This is a genomic window from Desulfotomaculum copahuensis (assembly GCF_001655685.1).
GTDB classification, from domain to species: Bacteria; Bacillota; Desulfotomaculia; order Desulfotomaculales; family Desulfovirgulaceae; genus Desulfotomaculum_G; species Desulfotomaculum_G copahuensis.
The window spans coordinates 200,268-213,728 of sequence record NZ_LYVF01000137.1; the positions used below are offsets into that span (position 1 = coordinate 200,268).

Sequence of the window (13,461 nt, forward strand, 5' to 3'; positions counted from 1 at the left end):
AACTTGATCCAAAAGCCAGTCATTCCCGCCGCTTGCTTTTTATAGCATGTGGTCCAGTGATTCGCCCGGAGGCACGAAGGGAAGCACGTTTTCCTCCCGCTCAATGACAAAGTCAAGCATCACCGGTTTTTGTGCGGCCACCGCCTCTTCCAGCGCCGGCGCCACTTCGCGTGCCGTGGTCACCCGCCGGCCGGCGGCGCCGTATGCTTCGGCCAGCCGGACAAAATCCGGGTTGACCAGCTCGGTGTAGGCGTAGCGCCGGTTGTAGAACAACTCCTGCCACTGCCGCACCATGCCCAGAAAGCCGTTGTTCATGATGGCCACGTTTACCGGCAGCTCATAGTTCACCGCCGTGGCCAGTTCCTGGATGTTCATCTGGATGCTGCCGTCACCGGCGATATCAAAGACCGTTTCACCGGGACAGGCCACCTGCACGCCGATGGCGGCCGGAAAACCGTAGCCCATGGTGCCCAGCCCGCCGGAGGAGATGAAGGAGCGCGGCCGGGTATAAGTATAATAATGGGCCGCCCACATCTGGTGCTGGCCCACCTCGGTCGTGATTCTGGCCTGACCGCCGGTCACCCGGTAAATTTCCCGGATCACCTGCTGTGGTTTGAGGTGGCCGTTTTCTTCATAGGTAACCGGATATTCCTTTTTCCAGGTGTCGATCTTCTCCTGCCAGGCGCCGGGCAGTTTGGCTTCCAGACGCTCAATAAGCGCGGCCAGCACCTGCCGCACATCCCCCACCAGGGGAATATCCACCCGCACATTCTTGCCTATTTCCGCCGGGTCGATGTCTATATGCAGGATTTTCGCCCGCGGGGCGAAGCAATCGATCTTGCCCGTCACCCGGTCGTCAAAGCGTACGCCCACCGCAATGAGCAGGTCGCACTCACAAAAGGCATAGTTGGCATACTTGCTGCCGTGCATGCCGGGCATGCCCAGGGAAAGGGGATGATCCCCGGGAAAGCTGCCCAGACCCATCAGCGTGGTGGCCACCGGGGCCAGCAGCATTTCGGCCAGTTGGCGCAGTTCCCGGTGCGCCCCGGAGCTGACCACCCCGCCGCCGGCGTAGATCACCGGCCGCTCCGACCGGAGGATGGCCGCCGCCGCCCGGTTCAACTGCTCCGCCGGCGGCACCGGCTGCGGGTGGTAGCCGGGCAGGTTCACCGGACCGGGATCCTGATACTCGATCTCGTTGCTGGCCACATCCTTGGGTATATCCACCAGCACCGGGCCCGGCCGGCCGGTGGTGGCGATGTAAAAAGCCTCCCGGATCACCCCGGCCAGTTCCCGGGTATCCTTGACGATATAGTTATGCTTGGTCACCGGCATGGTAATACCGGTGATATCCGCCTCCTGAAAGGAATCGCGGCCCAAAAGGCCGGTGGTCACCTGGCCGGTGAAGGCCACCAGGGGTACGGAGTCCATGTAGGCGTTGGCAATGCCGGTAACCAGGTTGGTCGCCCCCGGTCCGGAGGTGGCCAGGCAAACCCCGGGCCGGCCGGAGGCACGCGCATAGCCGTCGGCCGCATGAGCCGCCCCCTGCTCGTGCCTGGTCAAAATATGCCGGATATCGGCGTCATAGAGGGCGTCGTAAATGGGCAGCACCGAGCCGCCGGGAAAACCGAAAATGGTATCCACACCCTGCTCCTGCAAAGTGTCCACCAGGATTTGCGCGCCTGACTTCTTCACCACAGCTCACCTCCGGTTCATAACTGCTTGAATACCGCCCCGCTGCTGGCCGAAGTGACCTGCTGCGCGTAGCGGGCCAGGTATCCCCTGGTCACCCGCGGCGCCGGCGGTCGCCAGCCGTTCAGGCGGGACTGCAACTCTTCGTCACTTAATGCTACGTTTATACGGTTATTGGGGATGTCAATCTCAATCAGATCCCCTTCCCGCACCGCCGCCACCGGACCGCCGTCGGCCGCCTCGGGGGAGATATGGCCGATCGAGGCGCCGCGGGTGGCTCCGGAGAAGCGCCCGTCGGTCAAAAGGGCGACATCCTTATCCAGCCCCATGCCGGCCACCACCGCAGTGGGGGTGAGCATTTCACGCATGCCCGGGCCGCCCCGCGGACCTTCGTAGCGGATGACAATCACATCGCCCTTCTTAATCGCTCCGCCCAATATGGCCTGCACAGCCGCTTCCTCACCGTCAAACACGCGCGCCGGCCCCCGGTGCACCAGCATTTCCGGGGCCACCGCGGATTTTTTCACCACCGCCCCGTCCGGGGCGAGATTGCCCCGCAAAATGGCAATGCCGCCGGTGGGGCTGTACGGATCATCAACACTGCGGATGACCTCCGGACGGAACACTTCCCGCCCCTGGATCTGCCCGCCAATTGTTTTCCCGGATACGGCCGGCGCATCCAGATGCAACAAACCCTTGCGGGCCAGCTGGGTCATCACGGCCGGGATCCCGCCGGCCTCGTCCAGATCCTGCATGAAATGCGGTCCCGCCGGGCTCAGGCGGCACAGGTTGGGCGTCTTTTCGCTGATTTCACTGATCATGTTCAGGTTTATTTCCACTCCGGCCTCCCGGGCAATGGCCGGCAGGTGCAGCACCGTGTTGGTGGAGCAGCCCAAGGCCATATCCACCGCCAGGGCGTTTTCAAAGGCGGCCGCAGTGAGGATTTGTGAAGGACGTACATCCTGCTGCACCAACTCCACAATGCGGATGCCGGTCAACTTGGCCAGCCGGCGCCGGGCGGCCGTCACCGCCGGAATGGTGCCGTTGCCCGGCAGGGCCAGGCCGATCGCCTCGGTGAGGCAGTTCATGGAGTTGGCGGTGAACATGCCGGCGCAGGAACCACAGCCCGGACAGGCCGTATCCTCCAGCCCGGCCAGTTCCTCCGCGCTCATGCGCCCGGCCCTGACCGCACCCACCGCTTCAAACATATTGCTCAAAGAAACATCCCGCCCCCGGTAGCGGCCGGCCAGCATCGGGCCGCCGCTGACCACTATGCACGGTATATCCAGCCGGGCGGCGGCCATGAGCATGCCGGGCACGATCTTGTCACAGGCGGTGACCAGCACCAGGCCGTCAAACTGGTGCGCCTGCGCCATTACTTCCACCGAATCGGCGATCAGCTCCCGACTGGCCAGGGAATATTTCATCCCGCTGTGATTCATGGCGATGCCGTCGCAAACGGCGATGCAGGGAAATTCCACCGGCGTGCCGCCGGCCAGGCGCACGCCGGCCTTGACCGCGGCGGCAATTTCATTCAAATGCATATGCCCCGGCACGATTTCGTTAAAAGAATTCACCACCCCGATCAGCGGCCGCTCCAGTTCCTGGTCCACATAACCCAGCGCCCTGAGCAAGGAGCGGTGAGGGGCTTTTTCCAGTCCTTTTTTGATGGCGTCGCTGCGCACGGTCAAAAACCTCCCTTGTTTTTGGTCCGGACGACTAATCTTTAAAGATCAGCGGGCCGTCCACTTTGGTCAGTTCCCGGAAGGCGCGGATCAGTTCCCAGGTCATTTCACCCGGCCTGCCGCTGCCGATTTCCCGCCCGTCCAGCTTCACCACCGGAATGGCCTCGGCCGCCGTACCGGTGAGGAAACACTCGTCTGCCGTATAAATAGCGTGGCGGGTAAACAGCTTTTCTTCCACGGGCATACCTTTCTCCCGGGCGATTTGCATGATCGTGTTCCGCGTCACACCCACCAGGATGCCCGCAAAGGGCGGCGGGGTAATCAGCACGCCGTTCTTGATGATGAAAATGTTGTCGCCGGTGGCCTCGGCCACATAGCCCTCCTGATTGAGCAGCAGCCCTTCCGGCGCGCCCATCAAGCTGGCTTCCATTTTGGCGAAAATATTGTTCAGGTAGTTCAACGACTTGATCTGCGGGTTGGAGGCTTCGGTCAAATTGCGCCGTGTGGGCACGGTGACCAGTTCCATACCCCTTTCATACAGCTCGTCGGGATAAAGCTGGATGGAGGCGGCGATACAGAAAATGGTCGGCGTTGGGCAGTTACGCGGATCCAGTCCCAGATCGCCCCGTCCCCGGGTAACCACCAGACGAATGTAGGCATCTTTCAGGTTGTTGCGCCGGCAGGTTTCCAGCACCACTTCCTCCATTTCAGCCTTGGAAATGGGGATGTTCAAGCCCAGGGAACGGGCCGACTCATACAGCCGCACCAGGTGCTCCTCCAGCTTGAACACGTGGTTGTAGTAGGCCCTGATGCCCTCGAAAATGCCATCGCCGTAAAGCAGGCCGTGGTCAAAAACGGAAACTACCGCTTGTTCCTCCGGCACATATTGACCATTCAGATAAATAATCAAGCCCATTGCCCACACTCCTTAATCTTTTGTATATACGGATTTTTCATTTCTATGGCGTCACGCCGTCTGCTTTTTGCTTATAGCCCTGCTTTACTGCCCCCTTCCCGGGGGATCACTACAATTGACACTATTAACTTCACCCCCCGGCCTGTTGTGCAGTGTGAAAATGAAAAGACCCGGCAGATAAATTCCAAGAGTGGAACCTATCCGCTCGGGTCTTTTATCCCCACGGTGTAACCGCCCCCGGCGGCCTGTACCGCTTGGTCCAGTCCCTCCGGCGGAGGCGGAACCCTAGGTACACTTCCCTCTAAAAACCGTCTTGTTGAATTTGAAATAAATAAAAACAAAAAACCTCCCGTTCCCGGCAGCCGGCTAAAGCTGCCAGGGACGAGAGGCTTATCCTCGCGCGGTACCACCCTGCTTGCCCCCGCCTCGCGGCAGGAGCCCCTTTGTGTCCCCATCAGGACACGGCTTTGATAACGGGTCGACCAACCCGTCCCGGCCTACACAATGCCCATCCGGACATTTTCAGCGGGCGGCTCCGGGGCGATCCTTTTCACCTCTACCGGCACCGGTTTGCAGCTACCCCGGCTCTCTGCGGCCTGGCAGACAGGTTACTTGTTCCCCTTCATGGCCTGTGCGGTGAATAACTTATTATCCAGTATACAGACTTAATGCAACAGTGTCAAGGAATTTTTCGTTAAGAACAGGTTCAAGTTCCGTTAACAGATAAACCGGCCCGGCGGCAACCGCCGGATTACTTTTGAGCGCAATCCGGCCGGTACCCGTTAACCGTTGGCGCTTCACAATGATCACGGTAAAAATTTGCCGCCACTCCGGCACTAAATTCACGGGTACAACCGCAATCTAAATACAGGTGCCCGGCGGGGCGTCAGCGGCACACCTGGGCCACCATAGCCCGCGCCCGGTCAATGGCTTCCCGCACCGCCTGCGGCGCCGGACCGCCCAGCACCCGCCGGGCGTCCACACAGTGCCGGATGTCGATGACCCGGTAAACATCCTCCGCCACTGCCGGGGCAAACTGCCGGAATTCCTCCAGGGTCAGTTCCTCCAGGGACCTGCCCTGTTCCAGGCAGTAATAAACCAGCCGGCCGGCCAAAGCATGCGCCTCCCGGAAGGGCACCCCCTGGCCGGTCAGGTAATCGGCCAGGTCGGTGGCGTTGGTGAAACCGCCTCTGGCCGCGGCGGCCATTTTTTCCCGCCGGATTTTCATGGTGGCCACCATCGGCCGGAAGATGAGCAGGCACTTTTTCACCGTGTCCACCGCGTCGAAAAGGGTTTCCTTGTCCTCCTGCATGTCCTTGTTATAGGCCAGGGGCAGGCCCTTGAGCATGGTCAAAAGAGTGATCAGGTCGCCGAATACGCGCCCGGATTTGCCCCGGGTCAACTCGGCCACGTCCGGGTTTTTCTTCTGAGGCATCATGCTGCTGCCCGTACTGTAGGCGTCGTCCAGCTCGATGAAGGCGAACTCGGCGGAAGACCAGAGGATGATCTCCTCGCAAAAGCGGCTTAAATGCACCATGATCAGCGCCGCGGCGGCAGTGAACTCCACGGCGAAATCCCGGTCGCTGACGGCATCCAGGCTGTTCTGGGCGACGGCGGCAAAACCGAGTTGATCCGCCACAAAGCCGGGATCCAGGGGAAAAGTGGTGCCGGCCAGCGCACCGGCCCCCAGGGGGAGCACATCGGCCCGGCGGCGGCAGTCCCGCAGCCGGTCCGCATCACGGCCGAACATCTGCACATAGGCCAGCAGGTGGTGGGCCAGGGTGACCGGTTGCGCCCGCTGCAGGTGGGTGTAACCGGGCATCACCGTATCCACGTGGGCTTCGGCCAGATCCAGCAGGGTGGTGAGCAGTTCGCCGAGCAGGCGCCGGATCTGATCAATTTCATCTTTAACATACATGCGGATATCCAGGGCCACCTGGTCGTTGCGGCTGCGGGCGGTATGCAGCTTCTTGCCCACCGGTCCGACGCGCGCGGTGAGCAACTGCTCCACATTCATGTGGATGTCCTCGGCCGCCACGGAAAACTCCACCCGCCCGGCCTCAATGTCGGCCAGCACATCCTCCAGGCCGCGCACGATTTGCGCCGCCTCCTCGTTGCCGATAATCCCCTGGCGGGCCAGCATGCGGGCGTGCGCGATGCTGCCCCGGATGTCGTAACGGTACAGGCGCCGGTCAAAGGAAATGGATGACTGGAAATCATCCACCAGTTCATCGGTATTTTTTTGAAAACGGCCTCCCCATAATTTCATTAATCACAACACCTCGCTTGAAAACTTGTCTAGATCATATCACCCGGCGGCGGACATGAAAAGAGCAATCCCTCAAATTCCTCTGCCGCCATAGTAGCTTGGGAAACCGTACCCAAACATGATAACAGTCTTTCCTTTGAAATGGATCTTATATCAACCAGGTGCTGGTATAATTGCCATAAGTTATAGACCGTCACCGAACTGACCAGCCGCAGTCTGTCTTCAGGGGTCAGTGGCGAGTTGCAGTGTGTCATGTGTGGCTCCGGGCCGGTTGCCGCTCATGCTGTGGTGCGTAGTCGTACCGGGGGAGCAGGAGCGGGGTGGCCAGCATGAGGACACCGGCGATCGCTATCGCGGTGCGTGGGCTGGTGATGCCGGCCAGCAGGCCCCACAGGGCGGTCAGGGCCGCAATGGTGGCTTTGCTGGTGACCGACCATGCGGACAAGGTGCGGGCAACCCGGTCCGTCCCGGTTTGTTCGAGCCGGTAGCTGGCGAACACCGGGTTGAACACGCCCATGCAGGTGACCAAGCCAAGCTGGACGGTGATGACGAGCACGATCCCGGCAGCGCCGGGGCGGATGAAGGCCAACCCGAGCGACCAGCACGCGCGTAGTGCGCCGATGGTGAGCATGACCCTGTGCTGCCCGAACCGCGCGACGAGTCGTTGGGCCAGTCGTGAGCCGATGATGCCGCCGACACAGGGCGCTCCAAACGCGAGGCCGTACTGCCACGGTGCGAACCCGAGGTGGCCGAGCATCAGGACGGCGACCAGCGGCGAGGTCGCCATGATCAGGCCGTTGACCAGCATCGTGTTAAAAAACAGCGGACGCAGCGCTGGGTGAGTCAGGATGTACCGCCACCCTTCGAGCAGGTCGCCGGCTCGCATCCGCGGTGCACCGGTTCGCACGGGGCGCGACTCCCTCCCGCCGATCGCACGGATCCCTACCGCCGAGAGCAGGTAGCTGACCGCATCAGCCACTGCGGTCGTCACCGGACCGAACAGCCCGATCGCAACCCCGCCGAGCGGCGGTCCGAGCGCGGTGGCGGTCCAGGTCGTGGACTCGAACCGCCCGTTCGCAACAAGCAGGTCCTCCGGCCGCACGAGCGCCTTCAGGTATGCGCCGCTAGCCGCCTTGAAGACGATGTTGGCTGCGGCGACAATGACCGACACGACCAGGAGTTGGGCGAAACTAAGCCAGCCGAGCGCGAACGCGGCGGGGACGCTCATCACCGCTGCGAACCGGGTCAGGTCCATTGCGACCATCACCGGCCGCTTGCGTCGGAACTCCACCCACGGGCCGAGCGGCACCGCCACCGCCGCCCCCACCGCCAGCCCGGCCGCGGCCAGCACTGACACCTCGGTCGGCCCAGCGTGCAGCACGAGGATCGCGATCAAAGGGAACGCGTCGAACGCGAGCCACGTGCCGAACGTGCTGACCGCATACGCCGCCCAAAGCCACCCGAACTGCCTCCCCAGCGACCGCCTGGCTACCATGCCCCCATCACACCCCTCACTGTCTTGCCCGAACAACCTCACGTTGACCAAAAGGTCAATCTTCGTCCTCGAAAGTTTTACAAGCCTAAAAAGTATACTATCAGAACATTAAGGACGCAATATTGTTTCTGCGTCCTTAATGAATATTTATCTGGAACAAAATATCTTTCCCATACGTCTAATTTATAGGGAGAAAGAAAATTAAAAGGAGAACCACAGATGAAGCTTGGTACTAAAAAGGTGATTCTTGCCTTCGCTAGCGCCGTGATCATTCTTGTTGCAGTGATCAGCCTGCTTCTCCCGGTACGGCTGGCAGGGTTTCTACCAGCCCATATGAATCAGACTGAATCTGTTAGCAAGGCGCCATCATCCAAAACCCCGCTGGCATCGCCGGATGTCAATGTTGCGGCCTTCAAAGGACAGGGCCGCCTGGCCTTCGTCCGAGATGGCCTACTTTACGTGCTGGATGGCCGTACGGGAACCGTCCGGCAAGTGACCGCTGACGGTACCGCGAAAAACCCGGCCTGGTCTCACGACGGTAAATGGCTGGCGTTCATGCATGCTACAGATTCGCAGACGTTCGACGTGTGGCTGGAACGACAGGACGGAACCCAGGCCCACCATATCCCGGGTAGTTACTGCCAGTTCTCCTGGTCGCCTGCAGACGATCTCCTGGCAGTAGGCGGGCAAAACGGCATCTGGCTGGTACCGCTGACAGGCAAGCCTTATCAACTGGTGGATGTCGTTACGAGCGCCCCGGTATGGTCGCCGGACGGCAAGCAATTGGCATACACTGTCACCCTGCCGTATGATAGCAAGCACCCGGAAGACCGCAGCGACGCCCTTTATACAATCGGCATCAATGGCGGCCAGCCGCGCCCGCAAGCGGGCACCCGGCGCCTGGTGGCGCCCCGGGCAGGCATATGGTTGGCCGGGGCCGGCTGGTGGCCTGACGGCAAAGGCCTGCTTTACTGGTTGGACCCCTGGCATGGCTTGTCCGCGGCAGCTGACGGATTGAACCTCTATAGTCTCCAGTTGGGAAGCGATAAACCGAAATCCCTGGCCCACGGACTTACTAATCCGCAATGGCTCTCCCTGGCGCCGCAGGGCCGCCTGCTGATGGTAACCGGTGGTTTGCGGATTATCTGGGCGAATAAGAGCCTGGCGCTGATCAACATGGAATCGGGTCAGGTCCAGAAGCTCCCAAACCCCACCGGCTGCGTAGCTATCGACCCATCCCTTTCGGCGGATGGCCGGCGTATTGCCTTCGTGGCCGCCAGGGACCTCGGCGATCAGGTCTGGGGCTTTAATAATGCCCGGGACCTGGCGTCCTGGGTGGCATCCCGTACCCTCTGGGTAGAGAATGCGGATGGTTCTGGAGCGCATCCCTTACCGTCCGCCGGCCGGGGAATCTACCAACCCATCTGGTCGAGGGACGGGCGCCACATCCTGTATGTAAGAGACAATTCCCTCTGGCTGATTGACGCTGCCGGAGGAGAGCCTGCCAAAATCTGCGGCCCGCTCACTGCAGAGTACCCGGATGCCGGCTCCTTCGGTTTTTACGGCTTCATCTCGTATGGTAACCAGATCTGGTATCAGCCATAAAAAAGGATGGCGGAAAGGTGTCCCGGAAGCCTATGTGATACACCATCAGCGTCAAACTTGAATCATGACAATGCTAATGCTTAATAATAGTGTGGAATTTTGTTATTTTACAATGATTCTTTCACCAAGGTGCTTTCGATAGCCAAAATGAATTTTTTGGCGGTTTCCAGTTGACTAACGGCTTCTTCCTTATTCACGAGGTAGAAATCTGTATAGTCGGATGACTCTCTTCTCACCCGGGCCTTGCTTAGTTCCTTGCCCATTGACCGATCGACGATGCCAGGTTTAACAAAATGCTGGTTGAACAAGGAAATCACGCCGCTATGTTTTTTGCTGTCAAGCTGCTTTGTCGCCAGAAGCGCCCTGACAGCGGTAAAAACGGCATAATACGAGCGGCTTAACGAGTCGCCGTATATCCCGTTATTCAGAAGTATTTCAGCTGATTTTAAGTGTTCGCGCGCCTTTTTAAGACGGTAATTGGCCAAGTCGCCAATCTGGCTCACAAGGTCACCCCGTTTCGCTCCACTTCATGGTAGAACAGGGTTTGATGTTTTTGATTTTGCAGGAATTCGACAATAGTTAAAACCACGGGGGAAATTCTGGAGTTGTATTCCAGTTCAACATCCAGGAGAGCATCACTAATTGCATCTAAAGTTTGTTCATCTCTTTTATTAACGATGATCAAGACATCTATATCTGATTCAGTATGAAAGCCGCCGGTTGATTTTGAACCAAAGAGTTTAAGCTCATAGAGGTTCTTACCAAGAACCCCTTTTACCTTTGAGGAAAATTCGTTCAGTGCCTTTTCTTCTGACAAATTTAAATAAGGCATAATAATCTGCGCTCCTTTGTGAAGCTATTAAATTGATTATACCATATCCTGTCAGCAGGAGCAATCCATGCGGTGGGCTTTTTGCATACCTCCCTGATCACCAACCGGCTCACTTGCTACGGTTTGGCCCGATCATATGCCTGGCTAGCCGGTTCCTTATACCACTGCCGGGCGTCCTTCCGCCGGCAACCAAGCACATCCGCCGTACCGGGACCCACTTCAGCAAACAACTCACGCTCACACCGTCCACTAATGATTTCCCGCACCCGTTTCTGATGGCGCCCGCGTACCGGCACCCCAAGGCACCGAAGCCTTAATCGTGGTCCTAATACATAACCCCAATGACGAAAACAAAAGAAATCCCTGAAACCCTGAAAAATATTTCAATAAAAATCCTACAATTTCCCTGTTTCGATCGTCAATACTTATAGAGGGGAGTGAATCAAGTGGAAATACCGGAAGAAATTATCAAGAGAGTATGCCTTAAAGACGAACAAGCATACGAAGAATTATTCCAACTTACCTGGAATCAAGCTATTCGCACCTGCTGGCTGATTCTAAGAAATCTTCATGATGCGGAGGAGGCTGCTCAAGATGCTTTTATTAAGCTTTATATACATCGACACCACTTACAAAATACACATGCATTCCGCAGCTGGTTCTACCGGATTTTAGTAAATACAGCATTAGACCAAGTACGTAAACGAAAGGCTGCCGTTAACATAGACGAAGTTAGCCTGGCCAACCAGGATAACGATATTCTACAAGCTGAACATCGAATAATCATTGACAAGGCGATGAAACATCTCTCATATGATGAAAGAACCGCTATCGTCCTCGTTCATTTCATTGGTTGTACAGAAGCCGAGGCTGCCAAAATCGCCGGATGGACACGGGGCAAACTAAAATATCGTTTGAACCGTGCGCGATATATTCTTGAACAAGCAATTAATGGGGAAATTAATAGCAAGATTAACCCCAAAGGAGGTATTCATCATGTCTGACATATTCCGAGAGGCATTGATGGAAGATGCTGCTCGCATTAATGTACCTCAAAAGACATGGGAACAAGTAAAGCAGAGCTATAAATTCACATCCCTAAACAATGCAATCTCTAATACGCCTCTCCAATGGGATACAATAATCCGCAAAATCTGTTACGGCTTTGCTGCCGCATTAATAGTTGGCGGATTACTGATTGCCTCTGGTTTTGTTTCTCCAGTCATGGCCAAAACACTTGAACGGATCCCTGTTATTAAGGCAATTTTTAATTTTGTTGGAGACAAAGGCCTGCAAAACGCTATCGACAAAGGGTTTAGCACAAAAGTAAACCGAACGGCGACAGACAAAGGTATTTCCGTCACCATAACAGATGTATTATATGACCAAGGCAGACTTGATATTGGATATCAAGTGACAACTTCCAGACACGACCTCAGTCCCAATAATTATCCTGGGGATATGACTATTCCACTAGACTCACCGGGAATGCAATTTTTTGCCAACAATAAGCCTATCCATGACACTGCACAAGGGACGGAACAAAGGATGGGTAACGGTCGTGTTGGTCTCGTGGAAATCTACCCTCGTGGTGATTTACCTGAAACATTTAACTTACAGATTGCAATTCATCAGATTGGAAAGCAACAAGGACAATGGCTGCTTACAGTTCCTGTATCGAGGCAGCATACAGATACAGCCACTAAGGTATTTTTACCAATGAAGGCGGAGACAATTGGACAAACTACTATTATGATAAAGAAAGTAGAAATTGCCCCATCGAGCACTATAATTGAATCTGTTTTAACCCATCCTATTAAAGAAAAACTTAGTTGGACAACAATTGATGACAAAGGACACGTCTTTCGACCTATAAGCGGATATGTAATGCACAAACACGTTGACGGTGACATGATAACTGAAACAATTCGAGAACTATTTGAATCACCAAAGATTTTTCCCAAATATCTTATTCTTGTGCCTACTACATCTAATTCTGGTTTTCCAACTAAAAAAATAAAAGTCTTGTTAAACTAAAAATATCAAACCAAACTTTATTTAATTTTAAAAACAGTAACTTGAGTAGTAAGAGGGGGTGCTTGACACCCCCTTCTTCATTCCTATTTATCTAATAATATATATACCCGTTTCCATCTGCTGGTGTATCATAGTTTTTATTGTATATGCACAACCTATAAGTACCTGGTGATACATTGTGAAATACAATTGTATTACTTTGACTATTATATTCACCATTAACTTCAATAGGTCCATAATCAGGGCAATCACATTCTGCACAATTTAAACTAGATTTTACAAGCGAATAAGTCAGATCGACCGCACAATTACCCAGCACACAGCCTGTCGCGTATTGCACCAGAACAACACTAACATTTTCCGTAGTTGAAACGGCAAAACTGTTTTTAGTGTAGATCCAACTCTGCAAACCACTAAAATTATAAGACAAATAAGCCATGGATCAAAACCTCCCATCTTTACTAAGTTTGGTAAAACTACTCATATAAGTTCTATCCCCTGATATTTCCAATTTGGCGTCAGCAGTTTATAATAGCATCCTCTCTGCCTTCAGGTACCGGGACGATTACCCTCTTCCTGGATGAGTCTCTACCTGCCGGTGGGCTCGTCCAGGACAATATGCTTCCTCAACCTCTTCAACGCCCGTTCCTTTACCTTGTGCACCGCCTGCTGCGATATCCCTAATCTTACAGCCGTTTCTTTTTCAGTAACGCCTTCCAGGACCGTAGCCGTTATAATCTCCCGCTGTAGCAGGGTCAGCGACGAGAGGGCATCCTGAATAAAAACAGCTCCTTCCGCTTCGCCTGCAACATCGACCGCGGCGGCAATAGTATCCACCATTACCACTTCCCCGTCAGAAACATCAGCCGGAGCATCCAGAATTAAGCGTTCATGTTCCATCAACCGACGACGCTTTTTAGCCAACCTGGC

13 protein-coding genes are annotated in these 13,461 nt (G+C 55.8%); 3 read left to right on the forward strand and 10 right to left on the reverse strand.

Annotation, left to right across the window (positions count from 1 at the left end):
- Nucleotides 1-39 precede the first annotated feature (39 nt).
- The 6 genes from ilvB to A6M21_RS09060 all read right to left on the reverse strand — a co-directional run bounded on the left by ilvB (nucleotide 40) and on the right by A6M21_RS09060 (nucleotide 8,057).
- Nucleotides 40-1,695, reverse strand: a complete 1,656-nt coding sequence (gene ilvB / locus A6M21_RS09035; protein ID WP_066667954.1) for a biosynthetic-type acetolactate synthase large subunit — start codon at nucleotides 1,693-1,695, stop codon at nucleotides 40-42.
- Between the two features lie 17 nt (nucleotides 1,696-1,712).
- Nucleotides 1,713-3,377: a dihydroxy-acid dehydratase gene (gene ilvD / locus A6M21_RS09040; RefSeq protein WP_066667956.1), complete on the reverse strand. Its 1,665-nt coding sequence runs from the start codon at nucleotides 3,375-3,377 to the stop codon at nucleotides 1,713-1,715.
- Nucleotides 3,378-3,411: 34 nt separating this feature from the next.
- On the reverse strand, nucleotides 3,412-4,293 hold the full coding sequence (gene ilvE, locus A6M21_RS09045) for a branched-chain-amino-acid transaminase (protein ID WP_066667958.1): 882 nt from the start codon (nucleotides 4,291-4,293) through the stop codon (nucleotides 3,412-3,414).
- A gap of 648 nt (nucleotides 4,294-4,941) precedes the next feature.
- Nucleotides 4,942-5,139 (reverse strand): hypothetical protein, encoded by a 198-nt coding sequence (locus tag A6M21_RS09050; protein ID WP_066667960.1) that lies wholly within the window; start codon nucleotides 5,137-5,139, stop codon nucleotides 4,942-4,944.
- A gap of 40 nt (nucleotides 5,140-5,179) precedes the next feature.
- Entirely contained in the window at nucleotides 5,180-6,562 is a 1,383-nt protein-coding gene (gene argH, locus A6M21_RS09055; RefSeq protein ID WP_066667961.1) for an argininosuccinate lyase, read from the reverse strand.
- 250 nt (nucleotides 6,563-6,812) lie between these two features.
- The gene (locus A6M21_RS09060) at nucleotides 6,813-8,057 is read right to left on the reverse strand and encodes an MFS transporter (RefSeq protein ID WP_066668024.1); all 1,245 of its coding nucleotides are present in this window, start codon (nucleotides 8,055-8,057) and stop codon (nucleotides 6,813-6,815) included.
- A 219-nt stretch (nucleotides 8,058-8,276) separates the two neighbouring features.
- Here A6M21_RS09060 and A6M21_RS09065 point away from each other — a divergent pair, with 219 nt between their 5' ends.
- Nucleotides 8,277-9,662: an alpha/beta hydrolase gene (locus A6M21_RS09065; RefSeq protein ID WP_066667963.1), complete on the forward strand. Its 1,386-nt coding sequence runs from the start codon at nucleotides 8,277-8,279 to the stop codon at nucleotides 9,660-9,662.
- Nucleotides 9,663-9,769: 107 nt separating this feature from the next.
- Here the strand turns inward: A6M21_RS09065 and A6M21_RS09070 are convergent, their stop codons facing one another.
- Nucleotides 9,770-10,165, reverse strand: coding sequence for a HEPN domain-containing protein (locus A6M21_RS09070; protein WP_066667965.1), 396 nt, complete (start codon nucleotides 10,163-10,165; stop codon nucleotides 9,770-9,772).
- A complete protein-coding gene (locus A6M21_RS09075) occupies nucleotides 10,162-10,494 on the reverse strand; it encodes a nucleotidyltransferase domain-containing protein (RefSeq protein ID WP_066667966.1) in 333 nt (110 codons plus the stop codon). Before A6M21_RS09075 ends, A6M21_RS09070 begins: the two co-directional genes overlap by 4 nt.
- Before the next feature lie 446 nt (nucleotides 10,495-10,940).
- Here A6M21_RS09075 and A6M21_RS09080 point away from each other — a divergent pair, with 446 nt between their 5' ends.
- Both A6M21_RS09080 and A6M21_RS09085 read left to right on the forward strand, forming a co-directional pair.
- Nucleotides 10,941-11,498: an RNA polymerase sigma factor gene (locus A6M21_RS09080; protein WP_066667967.1), complete on the forward strand. Its 558-nt coding sequence runs from the start codon at nucleotides 10,941-10,943 to the stop codon at nucleotides 11,496-11,498.
- The gene (locus A6M21_RS09085) at nucleotides 11,491-12,531 is read left to right on the forward strand and encodes a DUF4179 domain-containing protein (protein WP_066667969.1); all 1,041 of its coding nucleotides are present in this window, start codon (nucleotides 11,491-11,493) and stop codon (nucleotides 12,529-12,531) included. Before A6M21_RS09080 ends, A6M21_RS09085 begins: the two co-directional genes overlap by 8 nt.
- 91 nt (nucleotides 12,532-12,622) lie before the next feature.
- Here A6M21_RS09085 and A6M21_RS18400 read toward each other — a convergent pair whose 3' ends face one another.
- Nucleotides 12,623-12,970 (reverse strand): hypothetical protein, encoded by a 348-nt coding sequence (locus A6M21_RS18400; protein ID WP_151191870.1) that lies wholly within the window; start codon nucleotides 12,968-12,970, stop codon nucleotides 12,623-12,625.
- Nucleotides 12,971-13,119: 149 nt separating this feature from the next.
- The coding region (locus tag A6M21_RS09090) for a sigma factor-like helix-turn-helix DNA-binding protein (protein ID WP_066668026.1) at nucleotides 13,120-13,461 on the reverse strand (342 nt) is incomplete at its 5' end.

Bases quoted from the DNA above. Each gene is read 5' to 3' on its own strand.
- A6M21_RS09060 (WP_066668024.1), bottom strand. From the start codon at position 8,057: ATGGTAGCCAGGCGGTCGCTGGGGAGGCAGTTCGGGTGGCTTTGGGCG.
- ilvE (WP_066667958.1), bottom strand. From the start codon at position 4,293: ATGGGCTTGATTATTTATCTGAATGGTCAATATGTGCCGGAGGAACAA.
- A6M21_RS09075 (WP_066667966.1), bottom strand. From the start codon at position 10,494: ATGCCTTATTTAAATTTGTCAGAAGAAAAGGCACTGAACGAATTTTCC.
- A6M21_RS09065 (WP_066667963.1), top strand. From the start codon at position 8,277: ATGAAGCTTGGTACTAAAAAGGTGATTCTTGCCTTCGCTAGCGCCGTG.
- A6M21_RS18400 (WP_151191870.1), bottom strand. From the start codon at position 12,970: ATGGCTTATTTGTCTTATAATTTTAGTGGTTTGCAGAGTTGGATCTAC.
- argH (WP_066667961.1), bottom strand. From the start codon at position 6,562: ATGAAATTATGGGGAGGCCGTTTTCAAAAAAATACCGATGAACTGGTG.
- A6M21_RS09085 (WP_066667969.1), top strand. From the start codon at position 11,491: ATGTCTGACATATTCCGAGAGGCATTGATGGAAGATGCTGCTCGCATT.